At 37.0% G+C, this 23469-nt stretch carries 23 protein-coding genes; 1 reads left to right on the forward strand and 22 read right to left on the reverse strand.

From position 1 onward, the window contains the following. Nucleotides 1–10: 10 nt before the first annotated feature. On the forward strand, nucleotides 11–841 hold the full coding sequence (locus KBF89_01740; GenBank protein MBP9115049.1) for a patatin-like phospholipase family protein: 831 nt from the start codon (nucleotides 11–13) through the stop codon (nucleotides 839–841). On the opposite strand, the gene KBF89_01745 is transcribed toward KBF89_01740, so the two are convergent. The 22 genes from KBF89_01745 to KBF89_01850 form a co-directional block, all read right to left on the reverse strand. Continuing rightward, nucleotides 836–2311 (reverse strand): NADH-quinone oxidoreductase subunit N, encoded by a 1476-nt coding sequence (locus KBF89_01745; GenBank protein MBP9115050.1) that lies wholly within the window; start codon nucleotides 2309–2311, stop codon nucleotides 836–838. The two genes, KBF89_01740 and KBF89_01745, sit on opposite strands and share 6 nt — an antisense overlap. Next, on the reverse strand, nucleotides 2308–3837 hold the full coding sequence (locus KBF89_01750; protein MBP9115051.1) for an NADH-quinone oxidoreductase subunit M: 1530 nt from the start codon (nucleotides 3835–3837) through the stop codon (nucleotides 2308–2310). Before KBF89_01750 ends, KBF89_01745 begins: the two co-directional genes overlap by 4 nt. Beyond that, the gene (nuoL, locus tag KBF89_01755) at nucleotides 3834–5795 is read right to left on the reverse strand and encodes an NADH-quinone oxidoreductase subunit L (GenBank protein MBP9115052.1); all 1962 of its coding nucleotides are present in this window, start codon (nucleotides 5793–5795) and stop codon (nucleotides 3834–3836) included. The genes KBF89_01750 and nuoL overlap by 4 nt, the downstream gene beginning before the upstream one ends. Continuing rightward, on the reverse strand, nucleotides 5795–6118 hold the full coding sequence (gene nuoK, locus KBF89_01760) for an NADH-quinone oxidoreductase subunit NuoK (GenBank protein MBP9115053.1): 324 nt from the start codon (nucleotides 6116–6118) through the stop codon (nucleotides 5795–5797). The genes nuoL and nuoK overlap by 1 nt, the downstream gene beginning before the upstream one ends. A gap of 2 nt (nucleotides 6119–6120) precedes the next feature. After that, on the reverse strand, nucleotides 6121–6762 hold the full coding sequence (locus KBF89_01765; GenBank protein ID MBP9115054.1) for an NADH-quinone oxidoreductase subunit J: 642 nt from the start codon (nucleotides 6760–6762) through the stop codon (nucleotides 6121–6123). Beyond that, complete coding sequence (gene nuoI, locus KBF89_01770; protein ID MBP9115055.1) at nucleotides 6762–7364, reverse strand: NADH-quinone oxidoreductase subunit NuoI; 603 nt, start codon at nucleotides 7362–7364, stop codon at nucleotides 6762–6764. The genes KBF89_01765 and nuoI overlap by 1 nt, the downstream gene beginning before the upstream one ends. After that, on the reverse strand, nucleotides 7365–8657 hold the full coding sequence (locus tag KBF89_01775; GenBank protein MBP9115056.1) for an NADH-quinone oxidoreductase subunit H: 1293 nt from the start codon (nucleotides 8655–8657) through the stop codon (nucleotides 7365–7367). Nucleotides 8658–8659: 2 nt separating this feature from the next. Continuing rightward, complete coding sequence (gene nuoG, locus KBF89_01780; GenBank protein ID MBP9115057.1) at nucleotides 8660–11299, reverse strand: NADH-quinone oxidoreductase subunit NuoG; 2640 nt, start codon at nucleotides 11297–11299, stop codon at nucleotides 8660–8662. A gap of 2 nt (nucleotides 11300–11301) precedes the next feature. Then, nucleotides 11302–12675: an NADH-quinone oxidoreductase subunit NuoF gene (gene nuoF, locus KBF89_01785; protein MBP9115058.1), complete on the reverse strand. Its 1374-nt coding sequence runs from the start codon at nucleotides 12673–12675 to the stop codon at nucleotides 11302–11304. After that, the gene (locus KBF89_01790) at nucleotides 12675–13295 is read right to left on the reverse strand and encodes an NAD(P)H-dependent oxidoreductase subunit E (GenBank protein MBP9115059.1); all 621 of its coding nucleotides are present in this window, start codon (nucleotides 13293–13295) and stop codon (nucleotides 12675–12677) included. Before KBF89_01790 ends, nuoF begins: the two co-directional genes overlap by 1 nt. Continuing rightward, nucleotides 13295–14653: an NADH-quinone oxidoreductase subunit D gene (locus tag KBF89_01795; GenBank protein MBP9115060.1), complete on the reverse strand. Its 1359-nt coding sequence runs from the start codon at nucleotides 14651–14653 to the stop codon at nucleotides 13295–13297. The genes KBF89_01790 and KBF89_01795 overlap by 1 nt, the downstream gene beginning before the upstream one ends. After that, nucleotides 14653–15222 (reverse strand): NADH-quinone oxidoreductase subunit C, encoded by a 570-nt coding sequence (locus tag KBF89_01800; GenBank protein ID MBP9115061.1) that lies wholly within the window; start codon nucleotides 15220–15222, stop codon nucleotides 14653–14655. The genes KBF89_01795 and KBF89_01800 overlap by 1 nt, the downstream gene beginning before the upstream one ends. Further along, nucleotides 15219–15797, reverse strand: a complete 579-nt coding sequence (locus tag KBF89_01805) for an NADH-quinone oxidoreductase subunit B (protein MBP9115062.1) — start codon at nucleotides 15795–15797, stop codon at nucleotides 15219–15221. The genes KBF89_01800 and KBF89_01805 overlap by 4 nt, the downstream gene beginning before the upstream one ends. Then, the gene (locus tag KBF89_01810) at nucleotides 15797–16258 is read right to left on the reverse strand and encodes an NADH-quinone oxidoreductase subunit A (GenBank protein MBP9115063.1); all 462 of its coding nucleotides are present in this window, start codon (nucleotides 16256–16258) and stop codon (nucleotides 15797–15799) included. The genes KBF89_01805 and KBF89_01810 overlap by 1 nt, the downstream gene beginning before the upstream one ends. A 15-nt stretch (nucleotides 16259–16273) precedes the next feature. After that, nucleotides 16274–16549, reverse strand: coding sequence for a hypothetical protein (locus KBF89_01815; GenBank protein ID MBP9115064.1), 276 nt, complete (start codon nucleotides 16547–16549; stop codon nucleotides 16274–16276). A gap of 1 nt (nucleotide 16550) precedes the next feature. After that, nucleotides 16551–17357 carry a hypothetical protein gene (locus KBF89_01820; protein MBP9115065.1) on the reverse strand — a complete coding sequence of 269 codons (807 nt, stop codon included), beginning with the start codon at nucleotides 17355–17357 and terminating at the stop codon, nucleotides 16551–16553. A gap of 2 nt (nucleotides 17358–17359) precedes the next feature. Then, nucleotides 17360–19369, reverse strand: a complete 2010-nt coding sequence (locus KBF89_01825; protein MBP9115066.1) for a hypothetical protein — start codon at nucleotides 19367–19369, stop codon at nucleotides 17360–17362. After that, nucleotides 19360–20169, reverse strand: a complete 810-nt coding sequence (locus tag KBF89_01830; GenBank protein MBP9115067.1) for a Rieske 2Fe-2S domain-containing protein — start codon at nucleotides 20167–20169, stop codon at nucleotides 19360–19362. The genes KBF89_01825 and KBF89_01830 overlap by 10 nt, the downstream gene beginning before the upstream one ends. Before the next feature lie 42 nt (nucleotides 20170–20211). Further along, a complete protein-coding gene (locus KBF89_01835; GenBank protein ID MBP9115068.1) occupies nucleotides 20212–21060 on the reverse strand; it encodes a menaquinol-cytochrome c reductase cytochrome b subunit in 849 nt (282 codons plus the stop codon). 31 nt (nucleotides 21061–21091) lie between these two features. Beyond that, entirely contained in the window at nucleotides 21092–21808 is a 717-nt protein-coding gene (locus KBF89_01840; GenBank protein MBP9115069.1) for a cytochrome b N-terminal domain-containing protein, read from the reverse strand. A gap of 102 nt (nucleotides 21809–21910) precedes the next feature. Then, entirely contained in the window at nucleotides 21911–22324 is a 414-nt protein-coding gene (locus KBF89_01845; protein MBP9115070.1) for a 4Fe-4S binding protein, read from the reverse strand. Nucleotides 22325–22360: 36 nt separating this feature from the next. After that, on the reverse strand, nucleotides 22361–23311 hold the full coding sequence (locus KBF89_01850; GenBank protein ID MBP9115071.1) for a hypothetical protein: 951 nt from the start codon (nucleotides 23309–23311) through the stop codon (nucleotides 22361–22363). Between the last annotated feature and the right edge of the window lie 158 nt (nucleotides 23312–23469).

Consider the following 23469-nt stretch of genomic DNA (forward strand, 5'->3'; position numbering starts at 1 on the left):
TAGAATGTTGATGATGCATTTATTTAAGAAGAAAAAACCCAAATTAAAGGCTTTCGTGCTTTCGGGTGGAGCAAATATGGGTTGTGCCCAAGTTGGTATGCTGCAAGCCTTATTTGAACATGGTATTTATCCAGACCTACTTATAGGTACATCAGTTGGTGCACTTAACGCTGCTGCTCTCGCAACAAACCCTACAATCAGTGGAATTTCTGATTTGACTGAATTCTGGAAAAATATTAAAACCGGCGATGTATTCCCTGGTGGATCTTTTACTAGAGCTTGGAATTTACTCAAAAGAGATTTATACCTTGTAGAAAATACCGGATTATCAAAAGTAATTGATAGAGCTACAAGAGTACGAGAGATTGAAGATTTACAATTACCCATAAGAATTGTCACATGTGATTTAACCACCGGAGAAGAAATCATATATTCAAAAGGCCCACTTAAAGAGGCATTATTAGCAAGTGCTGCACTACCAGGAGTTTTTCCACCTATAAAACACGATGGCAGAATATTAGTTGATGGAGGTGTGGTTAACGCTGTACCAATTTGGCATGCAATAAGTGAAGACGTTGGAGAAATATATGTATTAAATGTTTCCGGATCTTCACCAATAAAAAATCTAAGGACACCATTAGATGTTATTACTAGGTCTTTCTCAATTTCACGCTCTCAAAGATTCGATACGGAACTGCGTGAAGCCAAACATAATATAAAAGTATTTCATATGCCTCGACCAATTGATAGAAGAGATATGTATGACTTTAGTAATAGTGAAATACTAATGGAAGAAACTTATAAGCAGTCTTTTGCGTTTTTGGATGCACATCGCTTATAAAACGTTAGTAAACCCAGTTAGTAGTGATGGGAAAACACCTATAGCAACTGTGATAAATACGCAGACGCCTATAGCTATTGAAGTTGGCTTCGGAACAATATTTGCTTTCACATCAATTACTTTTTCGGTATCATGATTAAAAGAATCAGAGTACATTGAAAGAATTAGTTTTAAATAGAATGCTGCACTTATAACAGTTGCAATTAATACAATTAATGATGTTATATAAAATTTTGAATCTAACGCAACTCTAAACACTTCGAATTTTGCAATAAATCCACTTGTTAAAGGAATACCAGCTTGAGCTAATAAAAATACTGTTAAAGAGCCTGCTATATAAGGATTAGTCTTAGCTAAAGCGTTGATTGAAAGTATTGAATCATTTTGTTCATTTGGTGTACTCAAATAGCCTATAACTAAATATGTTCCTACAATAATAAATCCATATGCAATTACATATGTAATTACAGGACCTAAAGCCAATGATCCACCTGATTTCATAGCCAATAAAATATAGCCCGTATGTGAAATCGAAGAATATGCAATAGCACGTTTAATATTAGATTGCTTTAAGGCAACTGTAGCTCCAAAAATTGCAGAAGTTAAACAAGCGAGTGTTAATAAAACGCGTCCAGAGGGTCCATTGATTCCTGCATCTATAACGTTTGTTGACACAAGCCGTGCAAAAACTACAAAAGCTGCCAGTTTTGTTGAAGCTGACATAAAAGTGGTTATGGGTGAAGGCGCCCCTTGATATGCATCAGGAGACCAAAAATGAAAAGGGAAAGCTGCGACTTTAAAAAGTAAACCAACACTTAGCAATACCATTGAAACATTTGCTAGTGAAGAATTCTCGGCAACTCCAACTAAAGCTGTTGAACCTGTTAATCCATAATGTAAAGCTACACCATATAAAAAGATTGCTGATGAAACAGCTCCCATTATAAAGTATTTAAATCCTGCTTCTAATGATCGCAGACGTCGAGCATCATATGCTGTTAAAACATATAAAGGAATAGAGAAAGTTTCTAAAGCTATAAATATTGCTACTAAATCATTCGCCATAACAAATGCGAACATTCCTAAAATAACAATTTGTAACAAGATGAAAAATTCTCCAGCTGGTATATCTTTTCTTGATTTTAAATAAGACGATGCACTCAAAGATACAAGTATAGAGATTAACGAAATGACTAATATTGAAATAACGCTAATACGGTCGGTACTTACTAGGCCATTGAGAGTTAATAGATCTTTCTTTCCCAGAAGTCCTTGATCAAATTTTCTCCATCTAGCTAGTTGAGAAATAACTACAATCGAACTTGCACTAATAGTTGAAATAACTCCAACTCTTCTATGCAAATTATAATTAGTTCTTATTAATGATCTAAAAAGTGTCAACGAACAAATACTTATAACAAAAATTATAAGTGGAAAAAGTCCGTTGAAGTTAACGTCACCAATATTCATTTTGACTCTCCAGAATGTATAGATTTAGAAATTTGTGTAGTTGTTTTATGAACTGAAGGGTTTATGCGATCTAACATATATTGAGGCACTAGTCCTAAAAATAAACTCATCAATAAAAGTGGTACTACGACAACTATTTCTCTAAAAGAAAGATCTTTCATCTTTTTTGCTAGAGCATTTGGTTCACCAGTGAATATTCTCTGGTATGCCCATAATAGATATAGTGCTGCGAATATAACGCCAGTTACAGCAATGACTGTATAGAAACGTGCGGAATTAAATGCACCTAACATGCTCAGGAATTCTCCAACAAAACCAGAAAAACCAGGTAAACCAATTGAAGCAAATGTAGCAATCAAAAACGCTCCGCTCAACACTGGCACAGTTTTCATCAGTCCAGAATAATCAGCGATTTTCCTTGTATGGGTTCTGTCATACATCATACCCACTATTGCAAATAAGGCACTAGTAGTCAAACCGTGACTGACCATTGTAAATGTTGCTCCCGAGATACCAAGTTCGGTAAATGAGAAAATACCTAAAACTACAAAACCCAAATGAGCAATAGATGAATACGCAATAAGCCTTTTGAGATCAGGCTGCATTGTTGCAACGATTGCACCATATATAATTCCAATAACAGCAACAGTTAAGAATATCCATCTGAGTTGATGAGCGGCTGACGGGAAAAACGATACTGCAATTCTCAAGAATCCATAGGTTCCAAGTTTAAGTAAAAGACCTGCCAATATTATTGAACCAGCTGTAGGTGCCTCTGTGTGGGCATCTGGCAGCCAGGTATGTAATGGGAATAAAGGAACTTTTACTGCGAAAGCAATGGCGAATCCAGCAAATAGCCAGAGTCCAACAGATCCAGAAACATTATTTACGCTATACACACGCAGTTGTTCGATATCAAAACACCATGTACCAGTACTACCATGTCGCATTGCTGCAATGGTCAACATCGATGCCAAGAAAAATACTGATCCACCCATGGTGAATAAGAAAAACTTCATTGAAGCTTTCTTTGCGTTTTCATGCCCAAAACCAAGAATGAGAAAATACATTGGGATAAGAACTAATTCAAATCCAATAAAGAAAACGAAAATATCTCTTGCTACAAAAACAGTAATAATTGCTGCTTCTAAGAATAATAGCCATGCAATAAATGAACGCTCATTATTTTTGATACTTTTAGAAGCCAATATCGCTAAAGGAAAAAGGAAAACACTTAAAGCAACTAGAAAAACACTTAAACCATCAACGCCTAACGAAAAATTGATTCCTAAATCTTTGATCCATGTGTAAGATTCTTTCGCTTGTATATTTGAAACTGATTTAAATGCATATACAAGATATATACCTAAACCTAACGCAGCACTAGTAAATACTAAACCAAGCATACGAGCAAGACCAGCTTGCGCTTTACTCAAAAGTGCAACAACTATTGCGCCAATTAAACAAATGCCAATCATTGAACTTAATATAGGAAAATTCATACTATTAATTTGTGCAAAAATCATCTAGAAACACCTACAGACACTATTAAGACCATTACAAATGTTGCACAAGATATCAATAATACATACCGTCGTAAATACCCACTTTGTATTTTACGAAATGACTCACCAGCTCTATTGGTAACAGTAGCCAAAGACATAACACTTCGATCAACAATATTGGTATCAAACGAACATAATAAATTAGAGAATCTAACTCCGATTGTTGAAACTAATTTTGCAATAGATATATTTACGTACCAAGCATTTTGTGTCACAGACAAGAAGCCACCAAGTGATTCCAATGGTTCATCATCAACATTTATTGGTCTGGTTCTATATTTGTATATGCCAAAAATGATTCCACATATTGCTAGTACAAGTGAGATACCTGCCAATATCAACCCTTTGCTTTCATCAAAACTTGCTGCTATTTGAGAAGGCGCACCTTCTATTGCTGGTTCTAAAAATTTCGTGAAATCCTCACGTGCATGTGTAGGAAAATTGAGGAAACCGATAACTGCAGCAAAGAAACTCAAAACAATTAGTGGGATTGTCATAGTTTTTGGAGATTCATGAGGCTTATGTTCGACTTCACCATATCTTGCTTTACCAAAAAATACCATCCGAACTTGTCTTGTCATATAAAAAGCAGTCAACAGTGCAGTAATTAAACCAACAAACCATAAAGAGTAACCAAGCACACCACCACTAGCGAAAGCAGCACCTAGAATTTCGTCTTTCGAAAAGAAACCTGCAAAAGGGAATACACCCGCAATTGCTAACCAACCAATTATAAAAGTAATAGAGGTAATAGGTAATAGCTTCTTTAAACCACCCATAAATCTCATATCTTGTGCATCAAAATTTTTCTCATGCCCTGGTCCGTGCATTGCATGAATTACAGATCCTGAACCTAAGAATAAAAGAGCCTTAAAAAATGCGTGCGTTACTACATGAAATATCGCACCTGAATAAGATCCAACTCCAATAGCTAGAAAGGTATAGCCCAATTGCGAAACTGTTGAATAAGCAAGAACACGTTTAATATCGTTTTGTGCCAATGCACATGTTGCAGCATATAGAGCAGTTAAAACACCTACAATTGCAATTACATGACTAACCCATGGTGATGAACTCCCGATCAAGGGTGAAACTCGCACCATCAAATAGACACCTGCAGTAACCATGGTTGCAGCATGAATCAATGCTGAAACTGGTGTTGGCCCTTCCATTGCATCAGGTAACCAAATATGTAATGGAAATTGTGCACTCTTACCCATTGCGCCAATAAATAATAATAAAATTATCCATGTTGCGCTTGTAGAGTTTACATTTGAACTCTTTTCTAAAATATCGCTATATGTAAGTGAACCCAAACTAGGTGTTGCAACAATAAGAAACATAGCAAGCATAAAGCCCACATCACCAACTCGGTTTGTCACAAATGCTTTTTTACCCGCTACTGCGGCGCTGTTTTTTTCAAACCAGAACGAGACAAGAAGATAAGAACAAAGACCTACACCTTCCCATCCTAAAAATGTTACTAATAAATTATTCCCCAATACCAAGGTGAGCATTGAAGCAGCAAAAAGATTTAGATAACCAAAGAATCTAGAAAACCTAACATCGCCTTTCATATAACCAATTGAATATAAGTGAATCAATGACGCTACAAAGGTAATGAAACCAACCATTATAATCGATAGAGGGTCAACCATAAACCTTAAATCTATTTGAAAATTACCAACGTGCATCCAAATGTATCCATCGCTAGAAAATCTTCTAACTCCATCGCCAGATACATTATGAATAGCTAAGAATGCAATAACCCAAAATATGAAGGTCGAACTCATAGCTAAGGTTGCCAGAACACCAGAAAATAATGGTTTAAATCTTTTTCCAAAAAGTAAAATAAAAATTGAACTAAGTAGTGGAACTACAGGTATAAGCCACGAATATTTCAACACTTCTACATTCATTATTCACCTACCTTTACAGAAGACTCGCGCATTAAAGAAATTTCGTCTGGACTCGTACCAGATTTAGTTCGTTTAAAAATTGCTACTAATAATGCCAAGCCAACTGCTACTTCACCAGCAGCAACTACCAAGGTAAAGAATGTTGCAACTTGGCCAGCAACATCATCTAGCATCTTTGAGTATGCAACAAAAGTTAGATTTGCAGCATTAAGCATTAGTTCAATACTCATAAACATTACAATTGCATTTTTGCGAATTGAAACACCTGCTAAACCAACACAAAAAATAATTGCAGCTAAAAATAAAAAATGAGATTCTGTTATGTTCATTTTACTTCTTCCACATCTTTAGGGCCTGTACCTCGGCGAGCTTCGCTCGCAAGGTCGGACCCTCCTACGACAAAACTAGTATTGTCTGCGCTAGCAAGATCCAGTAGATCATCATCACTACTTGTAGAACGCCTAGCTAAAACAACAGCTCCAATTACAGCCCCAACTAGCAGGATGCTTGTCAGTTCAAATATAAATACATATTTTGTAAAAAGTTTCTCAGCAACTATTTCTATATTACTCAAACCATTATTTTTACTAGATTTTAATGATCCAGTTAAACTCTTATTTCCACTTGCCCATTTAATACCGCCAACGAACAAAAGTGTTAAAGCGAAAAGTATAGATACAAAAGATGCAATTACGCGTTGACCAATTAATGGTTCATCTAATGTTTCATGATCATCAACACCCAAAAGCATGATAACGAATAAAAACAAAATTACAATTGCGCTTGCATAAACAATAACTTGCACAGCAGCAGCCAAATCTGCCCCAAGCAAAACATAATGCACAGCAAAACTCATTAAAGTCATAACTAAGAACATTGCGCTATGTATAGGATTTGGTGAAACAACAACACCAATTGCACCCGCTATTGAACAAAGAGCAGCTATATAAAAAACTACAGAAACCATCAGCTAAAATCCCTTTCATCGGATTGGCCTATTTCTGGCTTAACAATTCCTTTTCCTAATTCATTACTCCATAACACCTTGCCAACGAAATCCGAATTTCCACTTGGTGAGGTTGCACGCATCCATGCAGATGAATCATTGTCTTCATATCCGTGCCATAATTCCCATGGCATTCTTTGTGCTCGACCTTCGTCATCTACTAATAGCTCATCCTTTGTATAGATTGCATCACTTCTGTTATTAAATGAAAATTCAAATAATTTAGATTCAGTTATTGCTCCTGTTGGACATGCTTCTACGCAAAGATCACAATGAATACACCTTAAATAATTAATTTCATATGTATAACCATATCGCTCACCTGGAGAAGTTGGATTATCAATATCATTATCTTTTCCACGAACATATATACATTTTGCTGGGCATACACCTGCACATAATTCACAACCGATACATTTTTCCATGCCATCTTCATAACGATTTAATTGATGACGTCCATGAAAACGCAAAGGTTTTGGCCTTTTAACTTTTGGATATTTTCCAGTTATCTTCTTTTTAAATACCTGAGCAAGTGTAATTCTGAAACCGCTATAACGACCCAATCAACTCACCTCTTTTACATTATCGTTATCTACAATCGACATTGTAGATGTATTCTCATTTTCACTTGGAATACATTTACTTAATACAACAAATATTAGAAATCCTGTTACCACTGTAATTAACGATACAACAACACCAGTAATTTGTTCAGAACCACTAACAAATGACCATGCTTGGCTTTTTGAAACTCGCAAAACTAATAATGCTGCCACCCACAAAAAAGAAAGCTCTATCAAATATTTCCATGCAAGACCCATAAGTTGGTCATATCTTAATCTTGGCAAAGTTGCACGTAACCATACTGTTCCATATAGTAAAAGTAAAAGTTTTGCCATGAAATAAGCCGACGGTAAAATCCAAGTATCTATCCAGTTTCCAGAACCAATCAAAGGTCCAGAGGTTCCACCTAAAAATAAAGTTACGCCTACAGCACTCATAGTTATCAGATTCATAAATTCAGCCAAGAAAAATATTGCAAAACGAATACCTGTATATTCAGTATGAAATCCTCCAACAAGTTCTTGCTCAGCTTCAACTAAGTCAAAAGGTGGATGATTCGTCTCAGCAACAGCACTTAACAAAAATAACAGAAAACTAATAAATGCTGGAATCAAAAACCATTTAAAAAGTGGCCAGTCACCAATATGAGCAAAACTCCAAATACCTTCACCATTTTGAGTATCTACAATAGTTCGAGTTGAGAGTGATCCAGATTGAATTACAGCGCCAGCAATTGCTAAACCTATTGTTGCCTCATAGCTTAAAAGCTGTGCACTTGCACGAATAGATCCCAATAGAGGATATTTTGAACCAGAAGACCAGCCTGCTAAAAGTACTCCGTAAAGTCCTAATCCAGACATCATTAGTAACCATAAAATACCCATAGGTAATTCAACAAGCTGTAAATTAGTTTTATGACCTGCAATAGTTACTGTACCGCCGATAGGGATAATTGCGAAAGCAAGGAATGCGGGTACGATGGCAAAATATGGCGCTAAACGGAACATCGATCTATCCGCATTATCTGGTATTGATTGCTCTTTAAAAAATAGTTTTGTACCGTCAGCCAAACTTTGCAATACGCCAAATGGGCCTGCCTTCGATGGCCCTATACGGTTTTGCATATCTGCTATTACTTTTCTCATTGACCATATGTATAACATTACGCCAACTAGCAGAATGACAAATATTGCAACTGCTTTTCCGAGAATAATTAGTAAAGTTGTTAAATCAAATTTACTATTATCGATCGGATCTACAATAGATAATATAAAAGTCGAAGAATGGTACATGATTATGCACCTTCCTTACTTGGATTTTCAAATCGCAAATCAGTAACTTCAAAATTATGATCTACAAGAATATTTAGTGGATGATCATTTGACAAGTTAGCAACTACAACTCCGCGCATAACAGAGTTATCTATTTTGAAGTTTACTTCAACGCTACCTTTATCATTTTTGAATTTAATCGATTTTGCGTCTTTATCAATGAAACCATCGATACTTCTTGAATTTACTCTTACGCTATATGTTTCATGTGTAGTTGAGACAAAATTTAACGAATCCGAATTATTAGATAAAGTTGATTTTTTGTAAAACTGTTTCTTGAATACTAGACGCAATGAATATTGATCCAAATGACGCGTATGGGATTTCTCTCGACTAAAAGGCTTAGTAATCATTTGTGCAAAATCTATATTTGCACTTGGATGATGTTCCTCTTTATTTAATTCTTCTAATGGATTTTCGTGAACTACAGCGACAGACACAATCGGTTCCCATGACGGAGTATCAACAGAAATTGAATCATTACCAACAAGTGAATCTTTATTTTCAATTACAGGTAAAATCGCTCCATCTCTAGCACGATCCAAAACTGTTGTGGATAGATGCGCAAAACTAGTTGCTACTCTTGAAATTTCATTTGTAATATCATCCACTGTATTAATAAAATGTTCACAACCTAAGCGCTTAGAAAGCATGGCTGCTATTTGCCAATCATTTAATATATTTCCTTGTGGAGCAACTACTTGTGAAACGCGCTGAACACGAGATTCAATATTTGTAACTGTTCCAGATTTCTCTGAAAAAGTTGTTGTAGGCAAGAAGATATTTGCAAACTTAGTAGATTCATTCTCAAATATATCTACAGCTATTATTGTTTCGATACATCTAAATGCATTTTCTACAAGATCTTTATCTCCTACAGAAGCAAATGGATTAGCACCTATAAGAAAAAGAACTTTTATGTCTCCCCTCGATGCAGCTTTTAATATTTCAATAGTGTTTTCTCCACTATTTTGAGAATAATCACTTGCTGGCCAAGAAGGTACAATATTAGAATTCTGCTCAACACGGCCCGGAAGTAACGACGGAGCAAAACCCATTTCAAAGGCTCCAAGTATATTCGATGTCGAGTGTGAAGGTAAATAATATATATCCTGATTCTCTAATAAGTTTTGAACTAATTCAATAAATGAACTTGGATCTTGTGCTTGGTTTATATCACCAGCAATAAGAATTATTTTCGAATTTGAATCACCATTGACTTCTTTAATACTTGAGACTGCATCTTCGATTTCTTTTAGTACTGAAATTTCATTACCAGGAATCAATTCAATTTGTGTATTACTTAAACTGGACATCGAAGTAGCGAAGGAATTTACTTCAACCAACTTTGCTTTGCTCTCTTTAACTGCTTTTCTTAGACGTAAATAAAGAACAGGTAGAGTTTCTTTAATATCGCAACCCAATGTAATTATTGCGCTAGCTTTATCTAAGTCACTAATGCGTGCACGCTTTGAAGAAAAGATAATATCAGCAGGAACAACATTTTCACATACGTCTATCCGATTCGTTCCAACTACGGATTTAGCTAAACGGGTAAATTCGTATGCATCTTCATTTGTACCACGTGATCCGCCTAAAAATGCAATCGATTTATCACCAAAAATATCTTTAGCATTTTTGGTAGCTTCAGCTGCAAGATCTAGAGCAGTATTATAATTTACTTTTTCTTTTTCGCTATTTATATTTAAAATATAAGGAGAAAGTATTCGATTATCTGATTGCGTATAATCATAGCCGTATCTACCTTTATCGCAAAGCCAACCTTGATTCACTTGCTCTGAGTCAACACCCAAAAATCTTACCATTTCGTTTCGTGATGTTTGGGCAACACCGCGACATCCAACCGAACATCCAGAACATGTAGTTTCAATAGATGCTAGATCCCATGGTCGTGAACTAAAACGGTAGGGTTTTGCTGTAAGCGCGCCCACTGGACATATTTGAACTATGTTTCCAGAGAAGTATGATGCAAATTCGTCATCAGGAAAAGTATTTACTTCTGTATGCTGACCACGCTCAGCAAATGTTATCAATGGGTCACCAGCAACATCGTCGGCAAAACGTGTACATCGCGCACACTGTATACAGCGTTCGCGATCTAATAATACATGATCAGAAATTTCAATTGGTTTTTCCCAATGACGCTTTTCTTCTTCAAAACGTGACTCACCAGGACCAAATGCAAGAGTCTGATCTTGCAAAGGGCATTCTCCACCACGGTCACAAACAGGACAATCGAGTGGATGGTTGATCAATAAAAACTCAAGTACACCCTCTTGTACTTTTTCAACATTATCTTTTTGAAAATGAATAACTTGGTCTTGCGAAACAGGAGTCGTACAAGAAGGTGGCATACCGCGTACACCTTCAATTTCCACTAAACACATTCTGCACATACCAACTGGTTCTAGTCGATCATGGTAACAAAAACGTGGAATAAAAATACCAGCATTTTGGGCAGCTTTTATTATTAGCTCTCCCTTTTTTGCCACAACTAAATTTCCATCAATCATTAAAGATACTTCATCATCTTTTAAATTTGAAGTATCAAGTTGTGTTGGCACGGGTGGTGTAGTTGTCATTTTTATATTTCTACCTTTTTATTAGAGCCTGTACCTCTTTGAGCTTGACTCGCAAGGTCAGATCCTATCTCATTATCAACTGTTTGGTTTACAGGTGATATGCGCTTAAGTACTTCATCTTTAAAAAATTTATTCAAACTGACAATACAAGAAACCGCACTTGGCCCAAGTGGACAAATTGTTGTTTGAGAGAATGGTGCATTTAATCCGGGAGAAATATTATCGCCAATATCTAAAAGCATATCTAAATCTGTTGGTCGTCCCTCATTATGCAATATCCTATATAAAACTTTCTCCAGCCAACCCGTTCCTTCGCGACACGGTGTACATTTACCACAACTTTCATGAGCGTAGAATTTAGCTAACCTCCAGGCAACTAATACTGGATCTGTGCTTTGGTCATATACCATTATTGCACCAGAACCAAGCATGACACCAAAACGTTGTCCAACTTCGTCCATATCAAGAGGACAGTCTAAGTGTTCATCTGATCCTATAAGCCATTGTGATGATCCTCCACCAGGAATAAAAAACTTTATTTTTCCATTATTTTTAATACCACCAGCAAGATCATCAATTAGTTGTCGAAAGGTACAACCAAGTTCAACTTCATAATTACCCGGTTTATTAACATGTCCAGAAACAGAAAAGATTCTTGTACCCGTTGATTTATTAACACCTAGTTCACCATATTTAGCTCCGCCCATTTCTAAGATATGAGGCACAGTTGATATTGTTTCAACATTATTTACAACAGTAGGTTTTGCATATAGGCCAGCAATAGCTGGAAATGGAGGTCGGATTCGAGGCATCCCTCGTTCGCCTTCAAGCGATTCTATTAATGCTGTTTCTTCCCCACAAATATATGCTCCTGCACCACGATGAACAACTATCTCAAGATCATAATCAGAACCAAAAATATTTTTACCAACAAAACCTTTTGATCGTGCATCTGATATTGCATTGACTACTCGATCATATGCAAGAGCTAACTCCCCACGCAAATATATGAAGGCAAGATTACTTTGAATTGCAAACGCAGAACATATAATTCCCTCTACGAGTTGATGCGGATCATTTGTTAATAACATATTGTCTTTAAAAGTAGATGGCTCACCCTCGTCTGCATTTATAACTAAATATCTTGGGAAAGAATCTGGTGCCAAAAATGACCATTTTAATCCCGTAGGGAATCCTCCACCACCACGACCACGCAAACCTGATGCCTTTACTTCTTCAATAATAAAAGCAGGATCTAAAGTTAATGCCTTCTTAGCAATTTCGTACCCACCACTAGCAATATATTCATCTATCAGATGATTATTCTCATTTTCGCGAAGCCGCTTAGTAATAATTCGTGTTTCTTTCAGGGCCATCAGTTGTCACCCTCTGTACCATCATGTGAGCGAACATCTGGAGTGAGGTTCGAGACTACAGGCTCGACACGTCCCGAAGGGCTCGAAGCAGTGAGTGGTAATGAAGGAACAGAAGTACCAACCTCAAAAGTTCCTTGCAAACTCCCCGATATAGAACGAGCGACACGTGCCCCTGACTTATAATCCTCAACCACGTCAATTGCTTCTTGTGGGGTGACATTTTCCACGAATTCATAATTGACTTGAAAACAAGGAGCTCCATCGCATTTAGCCAGACATTCAACTTCTTCTACAGTTACATCATCATCTGTTAAATATTTTTTAGTTAAAGTTTCATGTATTTCTGGTCCGCCTAAAACAAGACAAGTTACATTTGTACAAACAGATACTAAATATTTACCAACAGGCTCACGTTTAAACATTGTGTAAAAACTACATGTACCTTGAACTTGTGCTGCTGTTACATCTACTAATTTTGCAATTTCGCGCATTGCTTCTGGGGAAAGCCAGCCGTCTTGATCTTGAGCTAGATGCGCTAAAGGTAAGATAGCGGATTTTTTATTTGGATATTGTGAAATTATTTGTTTAGATTGCTCGAGATTTTTTTCCGTAAACGCCATTATCTATCTACCTCTCCCATAATAGGATCAACGCTGGAAATTACAGCAACAGCATCTGCCAGGTAACGTCCTTGCATCATTGGGCTCATGGTTTGCAAATTATAAAAACTTGGTCCTCTAATGTGCATACGTAAAGGCTTAGGTTCACTATCGGCGACAATATAACATCCAATTTCTCCACGTGGAGATTCAACAGCCATATAGGTCTCACCTGCAGGAACTTTAAAACCCTCAGTAAAAATTTTAAAATGGTGAATTAGTGCTTCCATGGATTCGTCAATACGTTGACGAGGCGGAGGTGTAACTTTTTTATCTTGAACACGAAAATCACCGAGTGGCATTTTATCTACACATTGGCGGACTATTTTTACAGATTCTAAAATTTCATATAACCTAATTCGATAACGGTCGAATACATCGCCATTTTCTGTTGTTATAACATCAAACTCAACTTCATTATATGCCAAATAAGGTTGTTCTTTTCGTAAATCCCAAGCATAGCCTGTTGATCGCAATATTGGTCCCGTAGCACTTAACCCTAGAGCATCTTCGGTCGATAAGATACCTACACCAACCATGCGCTCACGATATATTGGGTTAGCGCTTAACAATAAATCATATTGTTTAACACCTTTTTCGACCATGTCACAAATCTCTAAAACATCTTTTTTCCAACCATCAGGAAGATCTGCTGCTATTCCGCCGACACGGATAAAGTTATGGTTCATTCTTAAACCAGTTATCTTTTCTAATAATCTCAGTACTTCTTCGCGTTCACGCCAACCATAAATCATCATCGAAACCGCACCAACATCCATACCATTTGTTGCCTGAAATAGTAAGTGTGATGAAATCCTGTTTAACTCAACTAACATCATTCGAGCCCATGTTGCACGTGCAGGTATTTCTATATCTAATAATTTTTCAGCGGCTAAAGAATATACAAGTTCATTTGATAATGGTGACGCGTAATCCATACGGGTTACATTTGTGCAACCTTGAACATAAGTCAGTTCTTCACCAGTTTTTTCCATTCCAGTATGGAGGTATCCGATGATTGGTTTTGAATCTATAACTGTTTCGCCATCTAATTCCATCATCACACGAAGGACACCATGTGTTGAAGGATGTTGTGGACCCATGTTTATAAGCATTGTCTCATCGAGATCGCCATCTGGCCATGGGCCTCCTGCAAATACTATTTCTTTTTTCTTTAAGGTTTGTGAACCCTCATCTGTTTGAGCAAAAAGTCTATCGTTTGCATTTTCGTGAAAAATATTGTCTTGGGATGCGAGAAATTCTTGTTTTTCATCATCTGTATTCTCATCGAATATATCTTTATTTAGTTCTTGATCCATTAGCTAAAATCTCGCTTTTCAACGGGGTGTGACTGGTCTTGCTTTGCAATAGAAGGATCCGATTTCGAATCTCGTGGTAAATCATCTGTAAAATTAACTGGAATCCTCGCTGGCGTATCATCTTTACGAAGTGGATAACCTATCCATTCTTCAGGCATTAGTATTCTAGACATTTCTTCATGTCCATCAAAAGTTATACCGAACATGTCGTATACTTCGCGCTCTGCAAAATTTGCGCCAGGAAATATATCCATTATTGAATCAACATTTGTTTTATTTTCATTAACTGGAACAATAAGTCGTATTCTTTCATTGCGTTTGTGAGAAATAAAATTAGATACAATTTCAAAACGTTCTAATGATACTCCAGCTATACTTATTCTTTCATGTGCACCATGAAAATCCACTGCAGTAACATCTATGCACATAATTACATCACACTGATCTTTTAGGAATCTAACTATGTCTTTATAATCAGTTTTGCTTGCGTAAATGACGTCCTGTCCATGTGAATCTGTTGGTATTACATTAACAAATTTTTCTATTACACTACTAGACAAGGAATTCATGATTTAACCTTTCGAACTGTAGGGTTCGGTAAGGGTTTTCCGCTGGCAGTTTGACCATCTATTTGAGGAATAATTATTCCTGCACCTGTTCTATTTTCGCTACGACGTTTTAAAATATCTCCATTTTTTACTTGCTCATGGAGAGTTAAAATACCATGTATCAAAGTCTCAGGCCCTGGAGGACAACCAGGTACGTACACATCAACTGGAACTATTTGATCCACCCCTTGGACAATGGCGTAATTATTAAACATTCCACCGCTAGAAGCACAAACACCCATTGAAATAACCCATTTTGGTTCTGCCATCTGATCGTATACTTGACGTAATACTGGTGCCATTTTCTGACTTACTCTACCAGCAACTATCATCAAGTCTGCTTGACGCGGAGAAGCGCGAAATACTTCCATTCCAAATCGAGCAATATCATAGTGAGCAGCTCCAGATGCCATCATCTCGATTGCACAACATGCTAATCCAAAAGTTGCAGGCCACATAGAATTTTTTCTTGCCCATTGAACCATGTCTTCTAAACGACCGGTCAAAAAGTTATGTGATACTGATTCTAAACCCATTATTTTTCACCTCGAACGAAACCCTCTGAGCGGATTATTGGTTTTACGATTTTTGATTTTCTTGATGTCAAGGGTCCAAAATTTAAAACTCCACTAGATAATAAATAGGCAAAAGGAAAAAGGAGAACAATCAAAAATATTCCCATAACAGCTAGACCAGCCGAACCTAAACCGGCAATCTCTATTCCATTAGGGAATGTTCTACGTACAAATATTGTCGCAAATGGATATAGAAATATTATTTCAACATCGATAACTATAAAAGCTATTGCAAGCAAATAGAATTTTACAGAAAATCTTTCCTGCGTGTCTTTTTCTGGGATTATTCCACATTCATAAGGTGCAGTTTTTGCCATAGTTCTTCGTTTTGGACCCAAAAGAATTGAGGCAGCAAAAGAAGCAAAAACAAATATTAGCGCTATAACTAAAAGTATTAAAATAGGTTGATAAGAACGAAGCATTGCAGAGTTTAATTCCTATTCATCGTTTTCATTATTACTTTTTTTCGATTCCTTCGATCTTTTGATTCTATCCATAGCAAATATCCCAAGAATTATAACAGTAACTACCAAGAACAAGATTACGAATCCCAGGCCTCCACCGCCCGGTTGTGTTCCTCCACCTTTTTCGCCGGACGCATCAATAGCAACTCCACCACGTTCTGTAGTACACGCATTTAAAATAATTGCAATTACTGAAAAACAAGATAATCGAATAATAGATTTATTAATTTTTAAAGATATTTTCTTCATCTTATGCATCTACCTTTTCTTTTTCTTCGTCCTCTTTAATATCACCATTCACAACTTCTTCTGGTTTAGTATCTTGTTCCCTCCAGTGAAGATTCAAAAGAAATATTATGCACAAAATAAATGAACCGAGAAACAAAAAAGTAGGTGGTTGCCTGAGTGAACCAAGGTCCTTTTCTAAAACCAATACCTTTGTGTTAGTTTTTCCGTCGAGCGGAGTCTCACATGTATTTCTAAAAGCTGTTTTACTTTTTATTTCATCAAGTGGACAATATATAGCAACAGCATATAGTGGCTTGTGCTTAAATTCTAAGTGGAGTGGATTAGCTGTCGAACCACCAATACGATAAATATCTGTAACAACAATCGGTTTAGATGGAAGATCAGCAGCGATGGATTCAGGTTTTTCAGTACCTTCTAAAGCTGGAGCTAAGATTGTGTCTGCTGCAGCTTTAATATTTGCATATTCAGCACCAGTTATTTTTGTTCCCGAATTTTCAATATCTTGGACTGCTATAGTTTTAGAACTTTTTGCAGTATTGTTAATAGATAGCGGCTTCCATTCTTCCACTCGACCTTTAAAAACATTTAATGGTGTAGCAGTTGTCATCCAAAGTAACGACAACACACAAAGAAAAGCAGTTACAACAGAACCAACGATTAGGAAACCTAAACGTGATCCAACGTTCGTAGCCAATAACAAATAGGTAGAACCGAAGAACATACCCACTCCAGCTATAACCACCAGCCAACCAATGCTTAGTGGGTATAAGATTGTTTTTTCTAAGACTTCATTTGCTAGAAATATCATGATTATTTTCCTGTTTTATCCAAGGTGCCAGCACCTTCATTTGAATTTGTACCAGTTTTAATTTTTGAATTACTTTGGGAACCGGCATTTGTATTGTTCTTATCTGAATTGCTACCGCCAGGAATTGAATTATTCTTAGAGATACCAGAACCTAAGGGTACAACACCCAATGAGTTTCCACTCTGAGAGACCAACCCATTGCGCTCATAATCAACAATCATTGCTATTTCATCTTCATTTAATAATGCACCAGGAGCAGTATTGTATCCCGGCATTCGGCCAGACCCAATTCCTCTAGCGCCGTAAACAACTTGATATATAGAACCTGAGCCTATGAATAGTTTCTGATCTGTTTCACTTAAGAACTGATTTACTACCGAACCTCCAGCTAGGTTTGGCCCCATAGCACCAGTACCCTGCGCAGATGGTAATGCAATTCTAGAATCAGAAGGATTAAAGAATGACCAGCCTTTTGTATGACATCTAGCGCAGTTAGCTTCAAATAATAATTGGCCATCATTTTCACTCTTGACTTGCTCTAGCCTTAATTTAGAATTTTCAAATGATGCAGGAGCGAAAATCTCTTTAGTAGCTTTTGCTCTTGCTAATGCATCACGAGTTTCAACAAAATTCAATGCAAGGTTTTTCAACTCATTTGCTTTAACTAATTTAGTATCAAAAACCCTGCTTGCTTTTTCATCATTTTTTTCTTTTGCTGCTTCAACTTGAGCTTCCAATTTAATAATAACTTGATCTTTATCAATCTTGTCTAGATATTCCTCTGGATTTGGCGTTTGTTTCAATCCATCCGTTGTATCATAGATTTTTTTTGCAGCCTCGAATTCACCATTAGCCTTTACAAGCGCTTCACTAGCCGTCAAAGTTGCACCGTCACCTGTTTCCTGCATTTGATAAAGAGCTGTATCATAGTTTGTTTGAGCTTCGCTTAAAGCTTCTTCCCTAATATAAGCAGTCTCATCTTTAGCCTGAATTGCTTTTAATTTTGCCTTTTCTGCATCTACACCTTGCTGTGCTGTTATTACTGCAGGATTTAATGGCACTTTATCTACTGGGTAACCATTACCAATAGCATCAGACTCCGCAGCTTTTAAAGTTGCTTTTGCTTCTGCGATTACCTTATTTTGCTTAATAACTTCCGCACTACGAAGTGGTTGAGCAGCTTGATCTGGTGGTAGCTGAATTGAAGCAACAAAATTCACAAGGTCATCAATCGCTTGTTCGTTTTTAGGACCTCCACCGGCAACACCCCATGCAGGCATAGGAGTTCCTGGGCGTCCATAAACCAAAATATCATACACTTGTGATCGACAATCGGCTGTCGTTTTTTGTTCACTTAAGCGACATGAAGATAGGAATGGGTTTGTCGGATCTGCTTTACGGATTGGAAATCTATACATTGCTACATTTAAAGAAGGTGCTTTCCATGTAACAGTTGTTGTTATACAATCTGGATTTCTAAATTTTTCGTCACCAGCACAAGCTTCATCAGTTGCTGGATCTTTCAAAGATTTAATTGTGAAAGGTGCAGCTCCACCTTCAGCGTAACGACCAGTTTCTTCATTATATCCACCATGGCAATTCGCACAACCCAAAGATTCAACGTTTGAATAACCCTTCATTGCCTCATTTGCATATAGGGTTTGCCCTCTACGCAGACTACGCTCATTAAAACTCTGTGTCATTTTTGCTTGTCGATTAGGTTCCCATAGGTAATATCCAGTAATAGATACAGCCAAAACAGCTACAGCTATTAATGCGACACTTAAAGTACGTTCAAGTTTCTTTGTTTCTAATACGTCATCGTCATAAAACTTAGTTGTATTTTGTGCCTTTTTTTCACCACGTTTTGATTTTGCGACATTAATAATCAATGCCACTGTCACAAATAATGCAATTATTGATCCGAATAAAACAAAAGATTTAATGGATGTAGGATTTTGAAATCTGTCTCTAATGACATTTCCAGCAATATATATATTATCTATACGCATAATGGACCCTCAGCTCCTTGCTTAGTTGTATCTGTGCCAATAGGCGGACCAGAAACAATTGAACTCAAATTAGTATTTATAGTTAATTTATCGCCAGCAACAACAACTGGGAAACGGTCCATTCCTCTAGGTGCCGGACCACCAACTTTTTCGCCTACACGATTAAACTTTGAACCATGACAAGGACATTCGAACCATTGTGATGAACCACACCAAGGAACACGGCATCCTAAATGTGGACACCTTTGGTACAAGGCAACAATACCAGTTTCTGTCATTGCATCAAATATTGATTTGTCTTTAGTATATTCAGCAACTTTATTGGCAGCCTCTACAGCAACAGCATTATCTTTTGGAAATGGAACTATATATGCACGTGCTTCTGGAATGTAATATGGTTTCTTTTCAGTTTCAATTGTTGAAAGAATTTCAGATATGCCTTTTGTCACTCCTATTAGACCACCGAAACCACCTTTACCAGTTGGGATTAAGAATGACAACATAGAAGTTATATATGGCAATCCAAAACCTAATCCTAATAAAGCATAGATTGATCTATTTAGAAATTTTCTTCTTGATACTCCAATTTCTTCTTCGCTTATTGGCTCATATGTCTCAGTTTTTGTTTTTGTAACACCGTCTTCTACTGTTTCAGCCTCTGAGCTTCTCCCTGATTTAGTACTTACAGCATTTTGTGTTTGGTCAGATTGCGCAGCATGTCTACCAAGTAAGACAACGCTACCAACACCAATTATTAATACAGCTCCGATTACTAAAACAATCATTGTGCCTTGATCCATAATTTCCTTTAAATTTCTTTCTAATTAATTTCTTATCTATTTCTAGAGTTCGAAATAAACTCCTGAGTGCATTGGGAAGACAAAGTTAAAACCTTGACCTCTAAAGAACGAACCGATAATAACCAAAGTTCCCCAGAATACTAAAAATATTGTCATCATAGTTATGGCAAATTTTCTTTTTTCTGGATCGGTATTCGGGTTTTTATCAAAGTATGGTGTTATTGCCAAAAGTGCTAGCGCCACACCTGGTACGGTTACACCAGCGACCATAGGGTGGAACATTGTTAACAATTCTTGTAAACCCAAAAAGTACCATGGTGCCTTTGATGGGTTAGGTGTTTGGTTAAAGTCCGCAAGACCTAAGAGTGGTGCGCGCACAAACATTGCGAACAAAGATAATGCAGCAGTAGAAATTAACATTGCACCAAGTTCAACTGAAACTAAATGTGGCCATGTATGAACTTTATCTTGAGCTTCACCTTTAACTTGTTGGATTGAACCAGATTTAACAACAGTCAATAATCGATGAGTATGACCATCAGGTCCAGAATCACTAGGATCAGAAATCTTTGTTGCAACGCCAACCCCACCACCGGCTCCGGGTGCTGGTGCGTCGCCGCTTAATACTGCACGACGATTTTTTGAACGAGCTAATAAAGCTGCAGGAATTTTTGCAGCAGCACCAGTAAGTACAACCTCTGGTTCTTCAACTGTAGTCGCGGCAGGCGCTGATGATGAATTATCTGTGCTTGCAACTGGGTCAGACGCGCCAGAGTCTGGCTTCGTAGCCGATGAGGCATCACCTGCGTCGGCGTCACCCCCCGCAGCAGCTGCCAATGCAGCTTTACGTTCGGCTGCTCTTTTTAATAAATGCTCTGGTATTTCACCCATTAATGTCTCCTACAATTCCTAATCTTAAAACCTAGAGTGGTCCAGAAATTCCGCCATCTTTTCGTACACGCCAGAAGTGAACGGCCATAAATATGACAATCACAAATGGCAGCAAGAACACATGTAATACATACCACCTCAGCAAGGTATCGCCAGAAATGACATTACCTCCTAACAAAACGAATTGAACGTTTTCTCTAAGAACCGGGGAATAACCCATCATATTAGTACCCACAGTTACAGCCCATAGTGCAAGTTGATCCCATGGAAGTAAGTATCCTGTAAAACTTAATAGCAAAGTTAAAGTTAATAATATAATACCGATAACCCAGTTAAATTCACGGGGCGCTTTATATGCTCCGTGATAAAAAACTCGCGCCATGTGTAAGAATACAGAAAGTACCATAAGGTGAGCTGCCCAACGATGCATATTTCTTACAAACGAACCAAAATATACTGCTGTTTCTAAAGTTTGAATATCCGCCCAGGCTTGTTCAGCAGTTGGACGGTAAAAGAACATTAAGAAAACACCTGTAACAGTTAGAACCATAAATAGGAAAAAACTCAATCCACCTAAACAAAGAGTATATGAAACTTTAACAGCATGTCGTTTTACTTTTACTGGATGCAAATGATACAGGACATTATTCATAATCACATATGAGCGGTTACGCGGTGAGTCGCTATAACCTTTACGAAATACTGAACCAGGTCTGAATATTGAATTCATAGCCTGACTATCATGCATGCGAGTACCAACACGTTTTAAAACTGCTATTGGACTCTTTGACTCTTTAGTAGGTGCCACTTACATCTCCTATATTATTAATTTCAAATTTAATTATTTTCATTAGAACCTAACCCCGTATGCATATCCATTACGGTCGGTTCTTATATGCGGGTCACCATCTTTAGTGTTTTCATTTACTTTACCTAGAGTAATAACACCAGTAGGACAACGATCAACACATAGTGCACATCGAGTACATATATCTTCATCAACTATGAATGCAACAGTTGCTTGTGGATCTTCGCTTGGTAGATCTGTTCCACTTGAATCTGTAATCGATTTAACACTAACCATGTGTATACATTTCCATGGACAAATATCTACACAACCTTCACACATAATGCATTCACTTTGGTCAATATGTAAAAATTGTTTTGGTTTAACAGATTTAAGAAGATAGGAAGGATCAACTTCTGTAACAACATAGTCTTGTACAAACTCAGGCATTGCTGGGTTTGCATCGTTCTTTGCCATGACTATTATCCTTCTCTTATTTCCTAGGTTATTTTACTACGACGCTACGTTTGTTGTTTTTGTTTTTTTAACTTTTCTAACTGGTCGGCCAAAACGAGAAGTTTTTGTTGGTGCTTCTTGGTCTTGTTCGAGTTCATCTGTTTTTGTAACATATGGAGTGTTACGGTTTTGCCATGCAACAAATAATTTCACATTTATTACTGCACCAATAACATAAATTAAAATTGTTGCTTGATCTTGGAGTTGAACCATGTTTACTTCAAATGGGATAAGTCTTGTTTTATCACTCCAGAATTCTCCACCCAACCAAGTTTTTAAAACAAATTCTCCACCTGCAGAAATTTTTACATCTTTGGTAAAATTCAAATAAGAAGTTGCATAGTTAATCCATTCATGAGGAATAACAGCATAAAGCAATGTCATCATTCCAAAGACTGCAAATGCTCCGATTATTGTTTCTGCCCATGTACCATCTTTTTCTCGTTTTGGTGTAGACAAAATTATGAGCGTGATTAACGCAATAAAAATAAAAATGTTCAACCAAACGAAAGGTATTGTTAACATGTCAACTTTTGCACCTATTACATAAAAAATAGCCATCACAATAAAAGCGCTCATTATTAATTTTGACTTCGACAAAGGCAAGGTTATTTGCTTTGCGTGAATTGCCATTATTGTTGCCCAGCTACCAAAAATTAAAGACATATATATAGTCATCCAACCCATTGTCACTTGACCTAAAGCTGAGAAAGTATCATCGAATACGTATTTTCCTGTCACTACTAAAGTTGTACCACCACCAACACCAAGAAAAATAATTACTGGTCCTGCAAATCTATTCTTATATTTTATTGCTGGTCGCTTCATTAATAACATTGTCCACACTAGAGCTATAGTCAATAAAAATAGTCCCCATAGCAATCGTCCCGCGTGTGGTGCCCATGCTAGATGGAATGAGAAAATCGACTGGGGTAATAAATTTGGCACCAGTTTTCCTTTCGCGGATTTTAGGATCACCAAAGCGAAACTAAAACCATAGTGTTTAGTCGTATATAACATTTGTATTTCTACAAAAGTGTGCATAGAAATTGTAGACGAAACCGCACCAGCTATCAGAAACTAATGGCCATTTTTTGAATATTTTT

This window comes from Acidimicrobiia bacterium (assembly GCA_018057765.1).
Classification (GTDB): domain Bacteria; phylum Actinomycetota; class Acidimicrobiia; order IMCC26256; family JAGPDB01; genus JAGPDB01.

Excerpts from the sequence above, each read along its gene's own strand:
- nuoL (MBP9115052.1), bottom strand. The coding sequence starts at position 5,795 with ATGAATGTAGAAGTGTTGAAATATTCGTGGCTTATACCTGTAGTTCCA.
- KBF89_01810 (MBP9115063.1), bottom strand. The coding sequence starts at position 16,258 with ATGCTTCGTTCTTATCAACCTATTTTAATACTTTTAGTTATAGCGCTA.
- KBF89_01845 (MBP9115070.1), bottom strand. The coding sequence starts at position 22,324 with ATGGCAAAGAACGATGCAAACCCAGCAATGCCTGAGTTTGTACAAGAC.
- KBF89_01820 (MBP9115065.1), bottom strand. The coding sequence starts at position 17,357 with ATGATATTTCTAGCAAATGAAGTCTTAGAAAAAACAATCTTATACCCA.
- KBF89_01815 (MBP9115064.1), bottom strand. The coding sequence starts at position 16,549 with ATGAAGAAAATATCTTTAAAAATTAATAAATCTATTATTCGATTATCT.
- KBF89_01805 (MBP9115062.1), bottom strand. The coding sequence starts at position 15,797 with ATGGGTTTAGAATCAGTATCACATAACTTTTTGACCGGTCGTTTAGAA.
- nuoG (MBP9115057.1), bottom strand. The coding sequence starts at position 11,299 with ATGACAACTACACCACCCGTGCCAACACAACTTGATACTTCAAATTTA.
- KBF89_01750 (MBP9115051.1), bottom strand. The coding sequence starts at position 3,837 with ATGATTTTTGCACAAATTAATAGTATGAATTTTCCTATATTAAGTTCA.
- KBF89_01795 (MBP9115060.1), bottom strand. The coding sequence starts at position 14,653 with ATGGATCAAGAACTAAATAAAGATATATTCGATGAGAATACAGATGAT.
- KBF89_01800 (MBP9115061.1), bottom strand. The coding sequence starts at position 15,222 with ATGAATTCCTTGTCTAGTAGTGTAATAGAAAAATTTGTTAATGTAATA.
- KBF89_01765 (MBP9115054.1), bottom strand. The coding sequence starts at position 6,762 with ATGGTTTCTGTAGTTTTTTATATAGCTGCTCTTTGTTCAATAGCGGGT.
- nuoF (MBP9115058.1), bottom strand. The coding sequence starts at position 12,675 with ATGGCCCTGAAAGAAACACGAATTATTACTAAGCGGCTTCGCGAAAAT.
- KBF89_01840 (MBP9115069.1), bottom strand. The coding sequence starts at position 21,808 with ATGCATGATAGTCAGGCTATGAATTCAATATTCAGACCTGGTTCAGTA.
- KBF89_01790 (MBP9115059.1), bottom strand. The coding sequence starts at position 13,295 with ATGGCGTTTACGGAAAAAAATCTCGAGCAATCTAAACAAATAATTTCA.
- KBF89_01825 (MBP9115066.1), bottom strand. The coding sequence starts at position 19,369 with ATGCGTATAGATAATATATATATTGCTGGAAATGTCATTAGAGACAGA.
- KBF89_01835 (MBP9115068.1), bottom strand. The coding sequence starts at position 21,060 with ATGGGTGAAATACCAGAGCATTTATTAAAAAGAGCAGCCGAACGTAAA.
- KBF89_01740 (MBP9115049.1), top strand. The coding sequence starts at position 11 with ATGATGCATTTATTTAAGAAGAAAAAACCCAAATTAAAGGCTTTCGTG.
- KBF89_01745 (MBP9115050.1), bottom strand. The coding sequence starts at position 2,311 with ATGAATATTGGTGACGTTAACTTCAACGGACTTTTTCCACTTATAATT.
- KBF89_01830 (MBP9115067.1), bottom strand. The coding sequence starts at position 20,169 with ATGGATCAAGGCACAATGATTGTTTTAGTAATCGGAGCTGTATTAATA.
- KBF89_01775 (MBP9115056.1), bottom strand. The coding sequence starts at position 8,657 with ATGTACCATTCTTCGACTTTTATATTATCTATTGTAGATCCGATCGAT.